At 53.8% G+C, this 18,291-nt stretch carries 18 protein-coding genes and 3 tRNA genes; 13 read left to right on the top strand and 8 right to left on the bottom strand.

What is annotated here, in order from left to right:
• The first annotated feature begins 117 nt into the window (after window positions 1–117).
• The 4 genes from dacD to V6E55_RS13740 all read left to right on the top strand — a co-directional run bounded on the left by dacD (window position 118) and on the right by V6E55_RS13740 (window position 3,534).
• On the top strand, window positions 118–1,284 hold the full coding sequence (gene dacD, locus V6E55_RS13725; RefSeq protein WP_316943082.1) for a serine-type D-Ala-D-Ala carboxypeptidase DacD: 1,167 nt from the start codon (window positions 118–120) through the stop codon (window positions 1,282–1,284).
• 131 nt (window positions 1,285–1,415) lie between these two features.
• A complete protein-coding gene (sbmC, locus tag V6E55_RS13730; RefSeq protein ID WP_049008318.1) occupies window positions 1,416–1,889 on the top strand; it encodes a DNA gyrase inhibitor SbmC in 474 nt (157 codons plus the stop codon).
• A gap of 92 nt (window positions 1,890–1,981) precedes the next feature.
• Window positions 1,982–3,040, top strand: coding sequence for an FUSC family protein (locus tag V6E55_RS13735; protein WP_114977808.1), 1,059 nt, complete (start codon window positions 1,982–1,984; stop codon window positions 3,038–3,040).
• Between the two features lie 158 nt (window positions 3,041–3,198).
• Entirely contained in the window at window positions 3,199–3,534 is a 336-nt protein-coding gene (locus V6E55_RS13740; protein ID WP_008499467.1) for a DUF496 family protein, read from the top strand.
• Window positions 3,535–3,580: 46 nt separating this feature from the next.
• On the opposite strand, the gene V6E55_RS13745 is transcribed toward V6E55_RS13740, so the two are convergent.
• Together V6E55_RS13745 and V6E55_RS13750 are read right to left on the bottom strand one after the other, a co-directional pair.
• Window positions 3,581–3,916 (bottom strand): gamma-glutamylcyclotransferase family protein, encoded by a 336-nt coding sequence (locus tag V6E55_RS13745; RefSeq protein WP_114979749.1) that lies wholly within the window; start codon window positions 3,914–3,916, stop codon window positions 3,581–3,583.
• Between the two features lie 55 nt (window positions 3,917–3,971).
• Window positions 3,972–4,047, bottom strand: a tRNA-Asn gene (locus V6E55_RS13750).
• A gap of 161 nt (window positions 4,048–4,208) precedes the next feature.
• Between V6E55_RS13750 and emmdR the strand changes: the two genes are divergently transcribed.
• Window positions 4,209–5,663, top strand: a complete 1,455-nt coding sequence (gene emmdR / locus V6E55_RS13755) for a multidrug efflux MATE transporter EmmdR (protein WP_147279807.1) — start codon at window positions 4,209–4,211, stop codon at window positions 5,661–5,663.
• Window positions 5,664–5,766: 103 nt separating this feature from the next.
• A tRNA-Asn gene (locus V6E55_RS13760) sits at window positions 5,767–5,842 on the top strand.
• Window positions 5,843–5,941: 99 nt separating this feature from the next.
• Here V6E55_RS13760 and V6E55_RS13765 read toward each other — a convergent pair.
• The 3 genes from V6E55_RS13765 to shiA all read right to left on the bottom strand — a co-directional run bounded on the left by V6E55_RS13765 (window position 5,942) and on the right by shiA (window position 10,571).
• The gene (locus V6E55_RS13765; RefSeq protein ID WP_316943083.1) at window positions 5,942–7,708 is read right to left on the bottom strand and encodes an aminopeptidase P family protein; all 1,767 of its coding nucleotides are present in this window, start codon (window positions 7,706–7,708) and stop codon (window positions 5,942–5,944) included.
• Window positions 7,709–7,726: 18 nt separating this feature from the next.
• A complete protein-coding gene (locus tag V6E55_RS13770; RefSeq protein ID WP_114979746.1) occupies window positions 7,727–9,181 on the bottom strand; it encodes an AMP nucleosidase in 1,455 nt (484 codons plus the stop codon).
• A gap of 73 nt (window positions 9,182–9,254) precedes the next feature.
• On the bottom strand, window positions 9,255–10,571 hold the full coding sequence (gene shiA, locus V6E55_RS13775) for a shikimate transporter (RefSeq protein WP_129995429.1): 1,317 nt from the start codon (window positions 10,569–10,571) through the stop codon (window positions 9,255–9,257).
• Window positions 10,572–10,762: 191 nt separating this feature from the next.
• Between shiA and ldtA the strand changes: the two genes are divergently transcribed.
• The gene (gene ldtA / locus V6E55_RS13780) at window positions 10,763–11,662 is read left to right on the top strand and encodes a L,D-transpeptidase (protein ID WP_316943086.1); all 900 of its coding nucleotides are present in this window, start codon (window positions 10,763–10,765) and stop codon (window positions 11,660–11,662) included.
• Between the two features lie 76 nt (window positions 11,663–11,738).
• Here ldtA and V6E55_RS13785 read toward each other — a convergent pair.
• A tRNA-Asn gene (locus tag V6E55_RS13785) sits at window positions 11,739–11,814 on the bottom strand.
• Between the two features lie 319 nt (window positions 11,815–12,133).
• On the opposite strand from V6E55_RS13785, the gene nac reads away from it, so the two are divergent.
• Together nac and cbl are read left to right on the top strand one after the other, a co-directional pair.
• Window positions 12,134–13,051: a nitrogen assimilation transcriptional regulator NAC gene (nac, locus tag V6E55_RS13790; protein WP_008499475.1), complete on the top strand. Its 918-nt coding sequence runs from the start codon at window positions 12,134–12,136 to the stop codon at window positions 13,049–13,051.
• A 96-nt stretch (window positions 13,052–13,147) separates the two neighbouring features.
• The gene (gene cbl, locus V6E55_RS13795) at window positions 13,148–14,098 is read left to right on the top strand and encodes an HTH-type transcriptional regulator Cbl (RefSeq protein WP_208594305.1); all 951 of its coding nucleotides are present in this window, start codon (window positions 13,148–13,150) and stop codon (window positions 14,096–14,098) included.
• Window positions 14,099–14,142: 44 nt separating this feature from the next.
• On the opposite strand, the gene V6E55_RS13800 is transcribed toward cbl, so the two are convergent.
• The gene (locus V6E55_RS13800; protein WP_316943144.1) at window positions 14,143–14,748 is read right to left on the bottom strand and encodes a glutathione S-transferase family protein; all 606 of its coding nucleotides are present in this window, start codon (window positions 14,746–14,748) and stop codon (window positions 14,143–14,145) included.
• A gap of 173 nt (window positions 14,749–14,921) precedes the next feature.
• Between V6E55_RS13800 and V6E55_RS13805 the strand changes: the two genes are divergently transcribed.
• On the top strand, window positions 14,922–15,815 hold the full coding sequence (locus V6E55_RS13805; RefSeq protein WP_316943088.1) for a LysR substrate-binding domain-containing protein: 894 nt from the start codon (window positions 14,922–14,924) through the stop codon (window positions 15,813–15,815).
• A gap of 128 nt (window positions 15,816–15,943) precedes the next feature.
• On the opposite strand, the gene V6E55_RS13810 is transcribed toward V6E55_RS13805, so the two are convergent.
• Entirely contained in the window at window positions 15,944–16,873 is a 930-nt protein-coding gene (locus tag V6E55_RS13810) for a LysR family transcriptional regulator (protein WP_316943089.1), read from the bottom strand.
• A gap of 141 nt (window positions 16,874–17,014) precedes the next feature.
• Here V6E55_RS13810 and V6E55_RS13815 point away from each other — a divergent pair, with 141 nt between their 5' ends.
• The 3 genes from V6E55_RS13815 (at window position 17,015) to V6E55_RS13825 (ending at window position 18,285) form a co-directional block, all read left to right on the top strand.
• Window positions 17,015–17,404: a RidA family protein gene (locus V6E55_RS13815; protein WP_316943090.1), complete on the top strand. Its 390-nt coding sequence runs from the start codon at window positions 17,015–17,017 to the stop codon at window positions 17,402–17,404.
• 290 nt (window positions 17,405–17,694) lie between these two features.
• A complete protein-coding gene (locus V6E55_RS13820) occupies window positions 17,695–17,952 on the top strand; it encodes an AbrB/MazE/SpoVT family DNA-binding domain-containing protein (RefSeq protein WP_128348841.1) in 258 nt (85 codons plus the stop codon).
• The gene (locus V6E55_RS13825) at window positions 17,953–18,285 is read left to right on the top strand and encodes a type II toxin-antitoxin system PemK/MazF family toxin (protein ID WP_236921365.1); all 333 of its coding nucleotides are present in this window, start codon (window positions 17,953–17,955) and stop codon (window positions 18,283–18,285) included.
• Window positions 18,286–18,291 lie beyond the last annotated feature (6 nt).

Here is an 18,291-nt window from a genome sequence, read left to right on the forward strand (position 1 = left end):
GAGGCGACTTCAGCGGAAAATTGGCTGCGTGTCACATTTTTTTGCAATTAAGCCAGGTAACGACATCAGAACTCCCGTAAAAAGGTCAGCGATTTTTAATGACCTGAGGATATACCGTTGAAACGCCGTCTGTTTATTGCTGTTTCTTTACTCGCTTCGAGTGTCTCATCTACTTTTGCGGCCGAACCACTGGATTTTTCGCCGCAGCCTCCTGCTATTCAGGCTGGCTCCTGGGTGCTGATGGATTACACGACTGGTCAAATCTTAACGGCGGGCAACGAACATCAACAACGTAATCCGGCAAGCCTGACCAAGCTGATGACGGGGTATGTGGTTGATCGGGCCATTGATAGCCATCGTATTTCGCCCGATGACGTTGTCACCGTCGGGCGCGATGCCTGGGCAAAAGGCAACCCGGTTTTTGACGGTTCGTCGCTGATGTTTCTGAAAGAGGGCGATCGCGTCACCGTGCGCGACCTGAGCCGTGGTCTGATTGTGGATTCCGGTAACGATGCCTGCGTGGCACTGGCCGATCACGTGGCGGGCGGGCAGCCGCAGTTTGTGAAGATGATGAATGACTATGTGCAAAAGCTGAACCTGCGCGACACCCATTTCGAAACCGTTCACGGGCTGGATGCGCCAGGACAGCATAGTTCCGCTTATGACCTGGCCGTCCTCTCCCGGGCCATCATTCATGGCGAACCTGATTTTTACCATATGTACAGCGAAAAGAGCCTCACCTGGAATGGGATCACCCAGCAAAACCGTAACGGCCTGCTGTGGGATAAAACCATGAACGTAGATGGGCTTAAAACGGGGCACACCTCGGGCGCAGGTTTTAATCTGATTGCTTCCGCGGTTGATGGTCAGCGCCGTTTAATCGCAGTGGTGATGGGGGCCGACAGTCCGAAAGGGCGTGAGGACCAGGCCCGTAAACTGCTGCACTGGGGACAGCAGAATTTCGATACGGTGCAGATCCTGCATAACGGTAAAAAAGTTGGTACAGAGCGTATCTGGTACGGCGATAAGGAGCAGGTGAAACTGGGTACCGACCAGGACTTCTGGCTGGCGCTGCCAAAAGCGGAAGTCCCCAACATCAAAGCCAAATATGTGCTGGATAAAAAAGAGCTGGAAGCACCGATTGCGGCGCATCAGCGGGTTGGGGAGATTCAGCTTTATGACCGAGATAAGGTCGTCGCGCACTGGCCTCTGGTCACCCTGGAAGCCGTTGATAAAGGCGGTATCTTCTCTCGTCTGAGCGATTACCTTCATCACTCACTTTAAATACATCTGTTAATGCTTGTGAGCAGACTGGCAGGGTTGCGAGTCTGCTCACATAATAAACACTCCTCGTTTGCTGGACAGTAAAAACCTGCTTTATAGTGTATAAATATACAGTAATAAGTGGAGGCAGCATGGACTACAGCATTAAGCAGCAACAAAAACGTAAGATTGCCGGTTTTCATTTGGTTGGACCGTGGGAACAAACGGTAAAACAGGGCTTTGAACAGCTGGTGATGTGGGTGGACGGTCGCCACATTCAGCCGCTGGAGTGGGTTGCGGTCTATTACGATAACCCGGATGAAGTTCCGGCAGAAAAACTGCGCTGTGATACGGCTGTGACGGTACCGGATGATTTCGTTATTCCGGAAAACAGCGAAGGCGTCATGATGACGGAAATCGTGGCCGGTGATTATGCCGTGGCAATGGCGCGCGTGGAAAACTACGACTTTGCGACCCCATGGTATCAGTTCTTCAACTCCCTGTTACAGGACAATAAATACCAGATTGCCCCTAAACCATGCTTCGAGCGCTATCTTAATGATGGCAACGCAGACGGCTACTGGGATATCGAAATGTTTATCGCCGTTGAGCATAAAACGGTTTAAGCCTGCTAAATGAAGGGTTTTTCAGTCGAGTGTGATCCGCTCGGCTGAAAACACAGTACAATTGTGGTTTGCCGTGTAGCTGGAGAGCGGGTGTGCGTCCCGACAAATCATTAACTCCTTTTGAAATTCGGTTGTACAAACATTACCGCGTGGTGCATGGGTGTCGCATCGCGCTGGCGTTTGTGTTGACGTTTGTCCTGGTCCGCTTGCTGGATGTTCCGGAAGGGACGTGGCCGCTTATTACACTTGTTGTGGTGATGGGGCCAATCTCGTTTTGGGGAAACGTTGTTCCTCGCGCCTTCGAGCGAATTGGTGGGACCGTTTTAGGTTCGGCACTCGGGCTTATCGCCCTGAAGCTGGAGCTTATTTCGTTTCCGGTCATGCTGGCATGGTGCGGTGCCGCTATGTTCCTGTGCGGTTGGCTGGCATTGGGCAAAAGGCCTTATCAGGCGCTACTGATTGGCATCACTCTCGCGGTGGTTGTCGGTGCCCCTGCCGGGGATATGACCACGGCGCTGTGGCGAAGCGGGGATGTCATCCTTGGGTCACTGCTGGCCATGCTTTTCACCGGTATCTGGCCGCAGCGCGCTTTCCTGCACTGGCGTATTCAGATGGCTAACTACGTCACTGCGTTTAACCGTGTCTATCAGGCAGGTTTTTCTCCCAATCTGATTGAGCGACCCCGGCTGGAAAAGCATCTGCAAACCATCCTTAACGATGTGGTCAAAATGCGCGGTCTGATTACCCCGGCCAGCAAAGAAACTCATATTCAGAAAGCGATTTTCGAAGCTATCCAGACGGTAAGCCGCAATCTGGTATGCATGCTCGAGCTGCAAATTAACGCGCACTGGGCTTCTCGCCCGAGCCATCTGTTGATGCTTAACGCGCAGACTCTCAAAGAGACCCAGCAGATGACGCAGCAAACACTGCTGACCATCGCCCATGCGCTCTACGAAGGTAACCCGCAGCCGATACTGGCCAACAGCGAGCGTCTGAATGAGATCGTCGCGGAGCTGAAGCAGTTAATCAACGAACGCCAGAGCGATAACGTGGCCGAAACACCCATTCATGGCTATGTCTGGCTAAGCATGGAACTGGCGCGACAGCTTGAGCTGTTATCACATCTGATTTGCCGGGCGCTGCGCAAATAAAACGCGGATGTGACGCCTGCTGCTTCGATTCAGCAGCAATTGGGGTTATGATAGCTTTAAACGATATACTCATTGTCATTCGCGGCCGCTGTCAGTAAGGTTAATGTTACAACGGTTGCTTTAACGAATCCGAATCTCACATTATCAGGGGTGTAAAAATGGAAACTACCAAGCCTTCGTTCCAGGATGTTCTGGAATTCGTCCGCCTGTTCCGCCGCAAAAACAAACTGCAGCGTGAAATCCAGGACGTTGAGAAGAAGATCCGTGACAACCAGAAACGTGTTCTGCTGCTCGACAACCTGAGCGACTACATCAAACCAGGCATGAGCGTTGAAGCTATTCAGGGCATCATTGCCAGCATGAAAAGCGACTACGAAGATCGTGTTGATGATTACATCATCAAAAATGCTGAGCTGTCTAAAGAACGTCGTGACATCTCTAAGAAGCTGAAAGTGATGGGTGAAATCAAGAACGGCGAAGCAAAAAGCGAGTAATCGCAATGAATTGTGAAAAAGGCTCTCTGGTGACAGAGAGCTTTTTTTATGACTCAGAGCGCGGTTGTAGCTGGTAAATCCAGGCCTTAACCTGTTGCTCGTCAGGTGTGGTCACCATGACCTCAACCCGATCATAACCGTCTTCAAATTCATCCAGCATTTGCCAGTGTGCGGCAAGGTTATCGGAAATAAACAGATAACCTTCTACGCGGGGGCCATCAGGGTGGAGGACGATCCCCGGAAAATCTGCCGCCGCTCCCCAGCCACGTTCATAGAACGTGCCGGTTACGAAACCGGCCAGCCATTCGCCGCCAATGTTTTCAAGGATATGCGCATTAGAGTGGCCCGGGCGCAGCGTGCCGTAGACAAACAGAGCGTTCATATTTCCCCTCACCAGCAAAGCAAAAAGCCTGCTTTAAAAGCAGGCTTTTTAAATTTGGCTCCTCTGACTGGACTCGAACCAGTGACATACGGATTAACAGTCCGCCGTTCTACCGACTGAACTACAGAGGAATCGTTGTGGAGGCTTATCTTAGCGGCGAAAAAAGTTTTGTCAAACCTGATCTTAGGGAAAATCGATCGATTGCTGATTCTGTCGTCAGTTTGTTGTAAATCCAAACATTTTTTAATTGAAAATACTTTGCAGGATTATCATTTCTCCCCCATCATTTGAAATGGAGTTTCAACTTTTCTCGCTAAGGTCCATTTTGAACGTCACTGCACCCCTGCGCCAGGTGATAACGCGCACACCATGGTACGCAAAACGTAAAAGTTATCGTGTTCTGTTCTGGCGTGAAATCACCCCTCTTGCGGTACCTATCTTTCTGGAAAATACCTGCGTTCTGCTAATGGGGGTACTGAGCACCTTCCTGGTGAGCTGGCTGGGGAAAGAAGCGATGGCAGGGGTCGGGCTGGCGGATAGCTTTAATATGGTGGTGATGTCATTCTTCGCCGCCATAGATCTCGGGACGACGGTGGTGGTTGCGTTTAGCCTGGGTAAGCTTGATCCCAAACGCGCCCGTGAGGCGGCACGCCAGTCGCTGATGATCATGACCATCTTTTCAATCATCCTTGCGGCAGTGATCCACTATTTCGGTAAAGAGATTATCGACTTTGTCGCGGGTGAGGCGACGGCAGAGGTTAAGGACCTGGCGCTGACCTATCTGGAAATGACGGTCTTAAGCTATCCGGCGGCAGCCATTGCGCTGATTGGCAGCGGTGCGCTGCGCGGGGCAGGCAACACCAAAATTCCGTTACTGATTAACGGCGGGATGAACATCCTGAATATCATCATCAGTAGCGTACTGATCTACGGTGTGTTCTCGTGGGATGGGCTGGGATTCGTTGGTGCCGGGCTGGGGTTAACCATTTCACGTTATATCGGTGCGGCGGCCATCCTTGGTGTGCTGATGACGGGGATTACCCCCTCGCTGCGGCTTACGCTTAAAAGCTATTTCCGGCCCTTTAATTTCGCCATTATCTGGGAAGTGATGGGGATTGGTATTCCCGCCAGTATTGAATCGGTATTGTTTAACGGAGGTAAGCTGCTCACGCAGATGTTTGTCGCCGGGATGGGGACCGACGTGATTGCCGGTAACTTTATCGCCTTCTCCATTGCTTCCTTGATTAACCTGCCAGGTAATGCGCTGGGTTCGGCATCGACCATCATCACTGGTAAACGGCTCGGTAAAGGGCAGATAGGGCAGGCGGAACGACAGTTGCGACACGTATTCTGGTTGTCGACCATTGGGTTAACGTTGATTGCCTGGGGAAGCGCGCCTTTTGCCGGGTTAATGGCCTCGTTCTATACCCACGAAGAGGATGTAAAAGAGGTTGTTAAGATCCTTATCTGGCTCAACGCTGCCTTTATGCCAATCTGGGCGGCTTCATGGGTACTGCCCGCCGGGCTGAAAGGGGCGCGTGATGCCCGCTTTGCCATGTGGGTGTCGATGCTCGGCATGTGGGGCTGTCGCGTTGTCGCGGGTTATACGCTTGGGGTGATGCTCGGATGGGGTGTGGTTGGTGTCTGGCTAGGGATGTTCCTCGACTGGGCCGTGCGCGGGGCGTTGTTCTACTGGCGTATGGTGAGTGGGCGCTGGTTGTGGAAATACCCACGGAAGAATGCCTGATAAATGCGCGAAATGGAGAATAAATCGGCAAACAATCAGAAATATGCATTCTGCCTTTGACATCCCTGGGGAGCCTCGATAATATGCGCCCCGTTCACACGATTCCTCTGTAGTTCAGTCGGTAGAACGGCGGACTGTTAATCCGTATGTCACTGGTTCGAGTCCAGTCAGAGGAGCCAAATTTAAAAAGCCTGCTTTTAAAGCAGGCTTTTTGCTTTTCTGCGCAAGGTAAAATTGCCGGGTAAACGCAGCGCCACCCGGCACCAGACCGCACGAAATTACACGCGAATCGGCGCCGTCGCCTCAACCAGCCACGGGCGCGCATCACTTTCCACCAGTGGAGAGAGGGTCTCGCGGACCTGCTGGTGATACTCATCCAGCCACTGTTTTTCCTGCTCGCTCAACAGATGCAACTCAACCTGACTTAAGTCGATAGGGATCTGCGTCAGCGAAGAGAATTTGCAGAATCCTGGGCGGCTTTCAACAATCTCAACTTGGTTCTCAATACGAATACCGTGGCTATCGCCCAGATAATACCCTGGCTCAATGGTCATGATATTGCCCGCCACCAGCGGCCACGGGTTGACCTTTTTGGCGATGCGATGCGGGTTCTCATGGATCAGCAACTGGTGTCCCACGCCATGCCCTGTTCCGTGATCGTAATCCAGCCCCATCTCCCATAGCGGGCGACGCGCGAAGGCATCCAGTTGATGCCCCTGCGTTCCGGATGGAAACTGCAGGGAAATTAACGACAGGAAGCCTCTCAGCACGGCAGTGTAGTGCAGACGCTGCTGCGGGGCGACCTTACCCCATGCCAGCGTGCGCGTGGCATCGGTGGTGCCGTTAACATACTGACCGCCGGAATCATTCAGGTAAAAATGATCATGCCCGATGGGCTTGTTGCTGGCTTCACTTGAATGATAATGGCACATCGCCGCATTGCTGGAGGAGGCGGAGATGGTCGCAAAACTCTGTTCAATAAAGCCAGGCTGCTGCTTGCGGAATGCAAGTTGTTGTGCCTGAACTTCCAGCTCGGTCAGGGGGTGTCCCGCAGCTTCACGCTGCGGCACTTCACGGTTCAGCCAGGCCAGGAAGTTCACCCATGCGGCACCATCCTGGTGATGGCATTCGCGATAACCTGCCAGCTCTACCGGGTTTTTGGTGGCCTTCATCAGGGTAATGGGATCGGTTTGCCAGACAATTTCACCCTGTGGCTCAATGGCAAAGCGCAGGGCTACCGGCGCGGAATCGGCATCCATCATTACCCGTTTGCCTTCGGCGTTCTGCTGACAGCGCGCGATAAAGGCGTCCTGAGGTGCAATGGTGAAAGCATTGCGCACCGCATCCGGAAGGGCGCTGAGCTTAGTATTGTCAACAAACCACTCAACGTTCCCGTCCCGGCCCAGAAGGGCAAAGGAGAGGGGAACCGGACTGTATGGAATATCCGAACCGCGCACGTTTAGCAACCAGGCGATATTGTCCGGCAGGGTAACGGCCAGATAATCGGCATTGTTTGCTGTCAGCACAGCGGCGACACGCTGACGCTTGTCAGCACTGCTTTCGCCACTGATCTCAATCGGCATTTCACGGATAAGCCCTGCCGGAGCCGCAGGGCGATCGGGCCAGAGCACGTCGAACGGAGAGGCACTCAGAGGAACCAGTTTGCACGGTGTGGCAGAGAGTTGCTCAAACTCCGTATTGGTCATCAGCAGCGCTTCAAAGCCGATACGTGTACCCGCCTCAACGTTTGCAGATAACCATTCTGCCAGCGGCTCGTTGTGCAGATGATGGATCTCAACCTCCTCCGTATTCACCTGAACGCGGGCCTGAACCTGATAGCGGCCATCAACAAACAGCAACGCTTTGTTTTTCAGTACCAGGGCCAGACCAGCAGAGCCGTCAAAGCCTGTCAGCCAGGCCAGCTTTTCGTCGTAAGGCGAGCAGTATTCGCTCTGCCAGGCATCCGCGCGCGGGACGATCATCCCGTCGAGATTGTTTTCCTGAAGCCACTGACGCAGGGCTGCTAACGGTGATGTAGAGTACATTTTTTTTCCTTATTGTTATTAGCGGAATGGCGGCTCGTTGAAGGTACGTAGCTTGCGAGAATGAAGCTTGTCACCTTCGGCCCTCAGCAAATCAATGGCACGAATACCAATTTGCAGATGTTCGGATATTGCCCCTTCATAGAAACGGTTGGCCTGGCCAGGAAGTTTAATTTCACCATGCAGCGGTTTATCTGAAACACAAAGCAGGGTGCCGTAAGGGACGCGGAAGCGATACCCCTGCGCGGCAATGGTGGCGCTCTCCATATCAATCGCTACCGCGCGGCTCAGGTTGAAGCGCAGCGCGGAGGCGGAGTAACGCAGCTCCCAGTTACGGTCATCCGTAGTGACGACCGTACCGGTGCGCAGGCGCTGTTTAACCTCTTCACCCGGCATGCCGCTGACCTCTTTGGTCGCGTCATACAGCGCTCGCTGTACTTCGGCGATGCTCGGGATAGGAATATCAGGCGGTAGAACGGCATCAAGTACATGGTCATCACGCAAATAGGCGTGAGCCAGCACATAATCGCCAATCAGCTGGCTTTCACGCAGTCCGCCGCAGTGTCCAATCATCAACCAGACGTCAGGACGCAGTACCGCAAGATGGTCGCAGATGGTTTTGGCATTAGACGGGCCAACGCCGATGTTAATCAACGTGATCCCCTGCCCGTCGGCGGTGATCAGGTGCCAGGCGGGCATCTGGTGTTTTTTCCACGCCAGGTCGGAGATGGCCTGCTCGGGTGCTTCGGTCTCTGCGGTGATCCAGATCCCACCCGCGCATGACAGCGCGATGTAAGGACTCTCCGGGTCGAGGATCTGGCTGCAGCCCCAGCGTACAAACTCGTCGACATAGCGGGTGTAGTTGGTAAACAGCACAAATGGCTGGAAATGTTCAGCGGGTGTACCCGTGTAGTGGCGCAGGCGCGCCAGGGAGAAATCGACGCGGCGAGCATCAAAGTGCGACAGAGGAGAGTACTCCGCCGGATGGAAGATGCCGTCAGCCGTCTCATCGCCAATCTGGGAAAGCTCTGTCGTCGGAAAATGGCGGGTCAGACCCGCGCTCATGGAGCGGTCAAGGGTTAACGCTGAACCGTCAATGACATAAGGATACGGGATTTCATGTTGCGATGGCTCAACGGCGATATGCGCGCCGTAATCCTGATACAGCAGCGTGAGTTGCTCTTCAAGATAGGGGCGGAACAGTGCAGGGCGGGTGACGGTGGTGCTATAGCAGCCGGAGTGGGTAAAACGGGCGTAGGCGCGGGTTTTCGGGGTGTTACTGGCGCTACCGTCCCAGGTTACAGAGAGCGATGGATAAACAAAAAGGCCCTCGGTTCTGGCCTTTTCATCGGGAAGTTTCCCTGTTTCGATGTATTCGCTGATGGCGCTGCGCAGCGCGTTGACGGACTGTTCATACAGTGCGTCGAGTTTTTCCAGCGCCTGAGCCGGGGTCAGGCTGGAGCCCTTATTATTCATCTCTGTCTCCTTGTTCCACAGGTGTGCGACTCTACCCGATAGTATGTCACACGCCTGTGAAACAAAAGTGAGATCAGCGGTGGCTCGTCTCTTTCATAAACAGCGCTGTGGCGGCGGACAGCAGGCAGCCGGCCAGCAGATAAATCGCCACACTGTGCCAGTTTCCGCCGGAGAAGGTCACCAGAGCGGCGGCGATAAACGGCGTAAACCCGCCGCCGACCACGCTTGCCACCTGATACCCCACGCCTGCACCACTGTAGCGGTAGCTGGCGCCGAACAGTTCGGTAAACATCGGCTGCTGGACACAGACCACCATATCGTGAGCGATGTTCGCGAGCATGATGGCAAAGAAGACAATCCAGAAGATCGACTGAGCTTCCAGCGCCATAAAGAATGGCCAGGCGCTGAGGGTGCCAATCAGCGCCCCGGTGATATAGACGCGGCGGCGACCAAACCGGTCTGCCAGCCAGGCGAAGCAGGGGATCGTCAGGCAGCTGATCCCACCGACCACCAGACCGATATTCAGGAACAATTCACGCGGCAGTCCGAGGTTCTGCGTCGAGTAGTTCAGTGCAAATGCGGTGACGATATACATCGTCAGCAATTCGCACAGGCGCAGGGCGATGATTTTCAGAAAAGCGCCAGGATGCTGAACCAGGGCTTCCATCACCGGCAACCGCTTTTTGACGGCAGGTTTTTCCCGCTGTTGCTGTTCAAATTCAGCGGACTCTTCCATCCCATTACGGATCCACAGGGCGGCAATTACCAGCACGATGCTGAAGATAAACGGAATGCGCCAGCCCCAGCTCAGGAACTGTTCGTCGGTGGTGAGCTGGCTGATTAAAGATACCAGCCCGGTAGAAAGCAGCAGACCCACGCCATACCCGACCTGTACACCACTGCTGTAAAACGCTTTCTTATTTTTCGGCGCACTCTCAACGGATAGCAGCGCCGCGCCACCCCATTCACCACCAACGGCAAATCCCTGAATGGCGCGTAGCGTCACCAGCAGTACCGGTGCCCACCAGCCAATAGTGGAAAACGAGGGGAGAATGCCAATCAGAGCGGTGGCGAGCCCCATCATCCAGACGGTGAGCATCAACATGCGCTTACGCCCGAGACGGTCACCAAAATGGCCGAAGATCACACCGCCTAACGGTCGAAACAGAAAACCGACACCGAAGGTGGCGAACGCCGCGAGTGTACCCATTGCGGGACTTATCTGCGGAAAGAATTCGCGGTTAAACACCAGTGCGGCGGTGATGCCGTAAAGCAGAAAATCATACCAGTCGACGACGGCGCCAGCGAAGCTACCCAAAGCGGCACGGCGGGCGCGGTTCAGCGAAGGGGTCTCCTCGTTGGGGCGATCGGAGATGAGGGTGGAGTCCATAGTTGTCCTGTCTGTACTGATTTTTAATTATTGGTATAAGAAAAGGTCACTCACATAGCAGCCGTCATATAAACGGAACCTATGAGACTACCGCTACAGGCAGCGCGAGGAAACTGATTTTATTTCGTGATGGGTAATGCAGTGCGGCTACGCTATGCTTAGCAAATAGCGGAACGACTGAGGAAGGGAATATGCGTCGTATAAATATATTGGGCGGTTTTGCTGCATTGCTCATCAGCCAGAGCGTGCTGGCGGTGAGTTATCCTCTACCGCCAACAGGAAGCAGGCTGGTGGGCAGCTCGCAGGTTATCACTGTACCGGACCATAATACGTTACCGCTTGAGGCGTTCGCCGCGCAGTACGGACTGGGGCTGAGTAATATGCTGGAGGCCAACCCTGGCGTGGATCCTTTTCTTCCCAAATCAGGTACGAAATTAACGATCCCTCAGCAACTGATTTTGCCTGATACCGTCCGGGAAGGAATTGTGGTGAATGTGGCAGAAATGCGTCTCTATTACTATCCGCCGGGTGGTAACACCGTTGAAGTGCTGCCCATCGGCATCGGTCAGGCCGGGCGTGAAACACCGCGTAACTGGGTGACGGCCGTTGAGCGTAAGCAGGTGGGGCCGACATGGTCGCCTACGCCGAATACGCGCCGTGCTTATGCGGCAGAGGGCAAAACACTGCCAGCCTTTGTCCCAGCAGGCCCGGATAACCCAATGGGTTTGTATGCGATCTATATCGGCAGGCTGTATGCCATTCACGGCACAAATTCGAATTTCGGTATCGGGCTGCGGGTGAGCCAGGGCTGTATTCGTCTGCGTAATAACGACATCAAATACCTTTTCGATCATGTCCCTGTAGGGACCCGAGTACAGCTTATCGATCGGCCCGTTAAAGTCACCACGGAGCCAGACGGTAGCCGCTGGGTGGAAGTGCATGAACCATTATCACGTAACCGTGCGGAATTTGAATCGACCCGAAAAGTGCCCCTGCCAATTTCAGCCGCGCAGCGGACGCAGTTGATTAACGAGGGGGCGGGAGCCGAACTGGAACGACGCTCGGGGATGCCGGTTAAGCTAGGGATGTGAAGTTCTTTTCGCCCACGGCAATTTGACCAGACGCAGAAAAGCAAAAAGCCTGCTTTAAAAGCAGGCTTTTCAAATTTGGCTCCTCTGACTGGACTCGAACCAGTGACATACGGATTAACAGTCCGCCGTTCTACCGACTGAACTACAGAGGAATCGTGTGAACGGGGCGCATAGTATCGACGTCAGCCGTGCTTGTCAAAGGGTGGATCAACACCTTTTGATCGTTTGCCGACAAAATCGGCAAAGTGATGTTTTTGACAGCGGAATGCACCGTAATGGTGCGGTTATACCTCTAATGGGGCAGATCATAAACTGCTGTTTCAGTAATAAATGCCCCCTCCATGATTAGGTTTCCTTATTTTCAGCCGCTTAGCAACAAATCAGACCTCTTCGAAAAACTGGCATTCATATTGCAAAACCTGTTCAACAACGACAGCCGGTTACGGCACAGCATTTCGAACAGGGGGCAAAATGAACTTAAGACGACTGAAATACTTCGTAAAAATCGTCGATATCGGCAGCCTGACTCAAGCGGCGGAAGTGCTGCATATCGCGCAGCCTGCGCTGAGCCAGCAGGTGGCTACTCTGGAAGGCGAGATGGATCAACAGCTGTTGATTCGCACCAAACGCGGCGTTACGCCAACGGAAGCAGGTAAGATCCTTTATACCCACGCACGCACCATCCTCCGCCAGTGTGAACAGGCACAACTGGCGGTGAATAATGTCGGTCAGACTCTGAGTGGACATGTTTCCATCGGTTTAGCGCCGGGAACGGCCGCATCGTCTATTACCATGCCGCTGCTGCAGGCCGTTCGCGCCGAGCTGCCGGAAGTGCTGGTATACCTGCACGAAAACAGCGGTTCAGTACTGAATGACAAACTGCTCAACGGCCAGCTGGATATGGCGGTGCTTTACGATCGCTCTCCGGTCGCCGGGATCACCAGCCAGCCGCTGCTGAAAGAAGATCTTTACCTCGTGGGCACCCGCGACTGCCCGGGTCAGAGCGTAGACCTGACCGCCGTGGCTGAGATGAATCTTTATCTGCCACGTGACTACAGTGCCGTGCGCGTCCGCGTGGATGAGGCATTCTCCCTGCGCCGCCTGACGGCAAAAATCATCGGCGAAATCGACTCTATCTCCACGCTGACCGCAGCTATCGCTAGCGGAATGGGAGTGACGGTTCTGCCGGAATCCGCTGCACGCTCGCTGTGCAGTGCGGCAAATGGCTGGATGGCGCGCATCACAACACCGTCTATGAGCTTACCTCTGTCGCTGAACATGTCCGCGCGTGGTTCGCTGTCGCCACAAGCGCAGGCGGTAAAAGAGATTTTGATGTCTCTGGTCAGCAAGCCTTCGCTTGAGAACCGAGAACTGCAGCTCGTGAGTTAATATTCCATAAAAGCATAAGATGCTGGTTTTTATTATTTGTTCTGCAGCTCAGCTGACTCTAACAATAGAGCAATGTCAGATGCGCCGGAGTGAATCGTGAATTTCCAGCAACTTAAAATTATCCGTGAGGCGGCCAGGCGGGACTTTAACCTGACCGAAGTCGCCAATATGCTTTATACCTCTCAGTCCGGTGTCAGCCGCCATATCCGCGAGCTGGAAGAGGAGCTGGGCATAGAGATTTTTATCCGTCGTGGTAAGCGACTGCTTGGCATGACGGAGCCTGGCAAGGCATTGCTCACCATCGCGGAGCGGATCCTCAACGAGGCCAGCAACGTTCGTCGACTGGCGGATCTCTTTACCAATGATGCCTCCGGCGTGCTTACCATCGCCACCACCCACACACAGGCTCGCTACAGCCTGCCGCCGGTGATTAAAGCCTTCCGCGAACTTTTCCCTGATGTCCGTCTGGAGCTTATCCAGGGCACGCCGCAGGAAATTGAAGTGCTGCTGCAAAACGGTGGGGCAGATATCGGCATTGCCAGTGAACGCCTGAGCAACGACCCGCTGCTGGTGGCGTTCCCCTGGTTCCGCTGGTACCACAGTTTATTACTTCCCGTTGATCATCCGTTGAATCAGGTATCCCCCCTGACGCTGGAAGCGATCGCTAAATGGCCACTGATTACTTACCGCCAGGGCATTACCGGGCGCTCGCGCATTGATGAGGCCTTCAACCGCAAAGGGTTAACGCCGGACGTGGTGCTGAGCGCGCAGGATTCTGATGTGATCAAAACCTACGTCGAACTGGGGCTGGGTATTGGTCTGGTGGCGGAACAGTCCAGTGGAGAACGTGAAGACGGGAATCTGGTGCGTCTTGATACACGTCATCTGTTTGACGCCAACACCGTATGGCTTGGCCTGAAGCGCGGACAGCTACAGCGCAACTATGTGTGGCGCTTTATCGAACTCTGCAACGCCGGTCTGTCCGTTGATGAGATTAAACGCCAGGTGATGGAGCCGGAAGAAGTGGCGATTGATTATCAGATCTAGGCTCTGGTTTGCCCGGTAGGTACTGTGCTTACCGGGCCCGTCATTTAGTTGAAAGGATATTTTTTAAAGACTGCCTGTGATTCGAATGATTCGGCAATCGCCTGAATCTCTCTAAAATCCGCTGCGTTAACGACGTGGGGGATCATCGACTGAATAAACGTCCAGACCACGGTACTGGTGACGGCAACTTGATCGGGAACTGCGGTGGCAGGACGCGCCTCCAGCAAGGCATTCCATTCTTTGCAGGCTGCCAGCAGCTGGATTGTAATACGTTCACCCCATGAGCTGTACTGCTTGTCCGCCGGTCGCAGGTTATGTTCATACACATTTTGCACGGCTTTCTCACAGGCGGCGAGGATAAAGCCCAGCGTCTGGAGATCATTTGCGAGCGCATCCGGTACTGCAGGTAGAAGTCTCCGTTCGGGAGCGGCTTGCGCCTCAAAATAATTCAGTATCAGCGACGAGTCCATCAGACGTATTCCGCTATCCAGAATCAGCGTCGGCGCTTTTACTGCGGGGTTGATGCGGGAGAATGCTTCGAAGGTGCTGAAGACTGACAGCGGCTGACTTTCAAACTCAACGCCATAAAGCTCAAGGGAGATCGCCGCGCGCCGTACATAAGGCGAATCCATCATACCAACAAGCTTAATCATAATTCCCGTTTTCCTGTCTCTGTGGAATAACATGTCATTGAAAAGGATGAACAGACATTACAATACAATCCGCATGGCGAATATCTTCAGTATCTTACCGCAAAGGTTAGTTTTACTGACATGTGGGCAAATTGCCGTTATAAATCCAGTGCAGATAAGGGAGTGCTCTCATGTCGGATTTTCCACCCATTGCCAGTTTGCGAAGCTTTGAAGCTGTCGCGCGTCTTGGCAGCGTGACGCTGGCGGCGAAAGAGCTTCACGTTACCCACTCTGCCATCAGCCAGCAGATCAAAGTGCTGGAGGACATGGTGGGTGTAAAGCTCTTTATCCGGCACGGGCGAGGGGTGCAGATTAATGAAGAAGGGCGGCTCTATGCCTTACAGGTACGCGAGGCTTTGAACCATATTGCGGATGCCACCCGGCTCGTGCAGGTGAAGCCGAGAAAACAGGAGCTGACGCTGTCGATGGTGCCATCTTTTGGATGCCATTGGTTATTGCCGCGTCTGGAGCGCTTTCGGGCGAAATATCCTCTTATCACTCTTCGGATCCAGGCCAGCCTGACGGTAACCAGTCTGCAGCAGGAAGGGATAGATATCGCGATACGGATGGGTAGGGGAAACTGGGAAGGGAGTGAAAGCCGTTATCTTTTTTCCGATGAACTCATTGTGGTGGCCGCACCCGGTTATAACTGCGGTGTGCTGCCCGCTACGCCAGTTGAGATTGCAAAAAGTCAGATTATTTTTTCTATGGAGTCGTGGAAAGCATGGTGCGTAAATGCAGGGCTTGAGAAAGAGATCGTGCCTGGTGGTTTATGTATTAACGACTCCAATTTAATTATCGAAACCGTTCGGCTCGGGAAAGGCATCGCGCTGGAGCGCCGTTCTCTGGTTCAGGATGCCATCACCCGGGGCGAACTGGTCCAGCTTACCCCTTTCACCGCGCCGTATCCCTGGCCTTACTGGCTGGTGACATCGCAGTTAACGGAGGCGAAACCGGAGGTGGCTCTCTTTGTCGAGTGGCTGGATGAGGAAGTGGCGGCCTGGCGTCAGCTCACGGAGTCCTGAACGCTTTTTACGACACTGCTCGCAATGCGGTGAACACCTGACGGGTGATTCACCGAAATACTCCTGCACGTCTTCAGCTTTCGCGTAACCACACAAGAAACATGCACGTTCTCTCAGGATAATCGCTGCTATAGCTTTGCGGCTATGTTGGTGTTGGGGACATGTTGCCGCATCAATTCAACGATCCAGTCAATAAAAACGCGCAGTTTAGCGTTGACATGGCGGTTCGGCGGAAACGCCAGGTGCAGGGGCATTGGACGGATACGCCATTGTGTAAACAACGGAATCAAAGAGCCGGCAGCCTGATGTGCCGCAGCCATATAGACTGGCAGCGCAATCACGCCTAATCCCGCTAACCCTGCTTCGAGGTAAGCATTGCCATCATCCACGGCAAGTACATAGCTGCCCGTGATTTCAATATGTTCACTCTCACCGTGCAGTACCAGAGGATCAATCTTACCGGTGCGTGAGGACAAGAATCCCACTATGCGATGGTCCGTGTTTTCCAGCTCTCGCGGGTGTGCAGGGGCGCCGAGGCGTTCCACATAGCTCGGTGCGACGTAAACACCGATTTGCAAATCGCCGACATGGCGTGCGATCAGGGACTGGTCGTTGATTTCGCCGCCCCGCAGGACGCAATCCACGTTGTCGCCGATCAGATCCACCACCCGGTCACTCACGCCCATGTCGAACTGGATGTCAGGGTAGCGTGCGTGGAAAGCTGGTAGCGCGGGCACCAGGATGAGGCGGGCCAGCGGACTGGGCACATCTACCCGTAGCCGTCCTCTGGGCGTAATCGCCGCACTGGACAGGCAGTTTTCAGCATCTTCCATGTCCGCCAACAGACGGATGACGCGCTCGTAGTAGACCGCGCCATCAGGAGTGACGCCGAGCCTGCGGGTGGTGCGATGGAGCAGCTTGACGCGCAGGCGTGCTTCCAGCTGCTGAATAAGCTGCGTCACCGTGGTTTTACTCATATGAAGCGTTTGGGCAGCCTTTGTGAAGCTACCTGCCTCCACCACGCGAGCGAAGGCGCGCATCGCATCGAAACGGTCCATCCCTTGTCCTCTCTTTTCACCGATTGTTTGGATATTACAAACAATGATGGACAAAGTCGCTTGTTTATCCGCCCGATCCTGCACCTGTAAAGTGTCGTTATGTTCACCGGGCAGATTTCGCCCCATTACAAAGGTACAGACATGACAACACGCGAAGCCGTTTTTCCCTTCGGACGCCAGGCGCTCTATGAGCGCAATCGCTATTCACCGGCCATCAAATCCAACGGTTTTCTGTTTGTTTCGGGGCAGGTTGGTAGCCGGGAGGATGGTTCGCCAGAGGAGGATTTAGAAGCTCAGGTCCGGCTGGCATTCGATAACCTTAATGCTGTTCTCGCGGCTGCGGGCTGCACGTTCAGTGACGTGGTTGACGTGACCCTCTTTGTCGTCGATCCCGAGTCAAACCTCGACGCTATCTGGAGTATCCTGCCAGAATATTGGGGAGAAGCGCCTTACCCTACGTTGACCGGCATCGGCGTAACGTGGCTGTACGGATTCCAGTTTGAGATTAAGGTGATTGCCAGACTGCCTTAGCGTTACGGGTCTTTCCGCCGGTCGAAAGATAAGACTGCGGGCGCAGCTCCGATCCGGAAGCCGCCTCGCATTTCGTTTATCTGAACCGCCATAATCCTTTAAACCGCAAAAACAGTTTTCTATTATCAGCCTTCTTAGTTACGAACGTCGTTCCCACCTGCACTGTCCTTCGATGGATAACAGCTTTCTGCCCACTTCATTACGAAAAGGAAATCACCATGAATCTGATGAATAATTGCGCACCTCCCGCCATGAATGTTATATTAAAATATAATATTCGGAGGTGCTCTATGTATACAACTCGCCTGAAAAAGGTTGGCGGATCCATCATGCTGGCGGTTCCTCCCGCCGTGCTGAAAACGCTGGAGCTGTCGACGGACAGCGAAGTCGGCATGACCATTAATAATGGCTGCCTGATTATTGAACCCCAAAAGCGGCCTCATTATTCGCTTGAGGAGCTGCTGGCGCAGTGCGACTCGCATGCTGAAATGAGTGAAGAGGACCGGGAATGGATTGATGCGCCTGCAACAGGAAAGGAGATCCTGTAAATGGACAGAGGGGAAATCTGGCTTGTTTCACTGGATCCGATTGCTGGCCACGAGCAAAGTGGAAAACGTCCGGTACTCATCGTATCAAAGGCATCGTTTAACAAGCTGACCCGGCTACCGGTAGTGGTTCCCGTTACCAGCGGCGGAAAATTTGCTCGTACAGCAGGCTTCACCGTTTCACTGGAAGGGGCGGGGACAAAAACAATGGGCGTTATTCGCTGCGATCAGCCCAGAACCATTGATATGGCGGCCCGGAACGGCATGCGGCTGGAACGTATACCTGATGCCGTTGTAAATGAGGTGCTTGCCAGGCTGGATGCGATTCTGAGTTAACCTCAG

Source organism: Enterobacter sp. 342 (assembly GCF_036663495.1).
In the GTDB taxonomy this organism is placed as follows: domain Bacteria; phylum Pseudomonadota; class Gammaproteobacteria; order Enterobacterales; family Enterobacteriaceae; genus Enterobacter.

Coding starts and splice junctions, on each gene's coding strand:
- sbmC (WP_049008318.1), top strand. CDS start 1,416: ATGGACTACAGCATTAAGCAGCAACAAAAACGTAAGATTGCCGGTTTT.
- V6E55_RS13740 (WP_008499467.1), top strand. CDS start 3,199: ATGGAAACTACCAAGCCTTCGTTCCAGGATGTTCTGGAATTCGTCCGC.
- V6E55_RS13745 (WP_114979749.1), bottom strand. CDS start 3,916: ATGAACGCTCTGTTTGTCTACGGCACGCTGCGCCCGGGCCACTCTAAT.
- emmdR (WP_147279807.1), top strand. CDS start 4,209: ATGGAGTTTCAACTTTTCTCGCTAAGGTCCATTTTGAACGTCACTGCA.
- V6E55_RS13765 (WP_316943083.1), bottom strand. CDS start 7,708: ATGTACTCTACATCACCGTTAGCAGCCCTGCGTCAGTGGCTTCAGGAA.
- V6E55_RS13770 (WP_114979746.1), bottom strand. CDS start 9,181: ATGAATAATAAGGGCTCCAGCCTGACCCCGGCTCAGGCGCTGGAAAAA.
- shiA (WP_129995429.1), bottom strand. CDS start 10,571: ATGGACTCCACCCTCATCTCCGATCGCCCCAACGAGGAGACCCCTTCG.
- ldtA (WP_316943086.1), top strand. CDS start 10,763: ATGCGTCGTATAAATATATTGGGCGGTTTTGCTGCATTGCTCATCAGC.
- nac (WP_008499475.1), top strand. CDS start 12,134: ATGAACTTAAGACGACTGAAATACTTCGTAAAAATCGTCGATATCGGC.
- V6E55_RS13805 (WP_316943088.1), top strand. CDS start 14,922: ATGTCGGATTTTCCACCCATTGCCAGTTTGCGAAGCTTTGAAGCTGTC.
- V6E55_RS13810 (WP_316943089.1), bottom strand. CDS start 16,873: ATGGACCGTTTCGATGCGATGCGCGCCTTCGCTCGCGTGGTGGAGGCA.
- V6E55_RS13815 (WP_316943090.1), top strand. CDS start 17,015: ATGACAACACGCGAAGCCGTTTTTCCCTTCGGACGCCAGGCGCTCTAT.
- V6E55_RS13820 (WP_128348841.1), top strand. CDS start 17,695: ATGTATACAACTCGCCTGAAAAAGGTTGGCGGATCCATCATGCTGGCG.
- V6E55_RS13825 (WP_236921365.1), top strand. CDS start 17,953: ATGGACAGAGGGGAAATCTGGCTTGTTTCACTGGATCCGATTGCTGGC.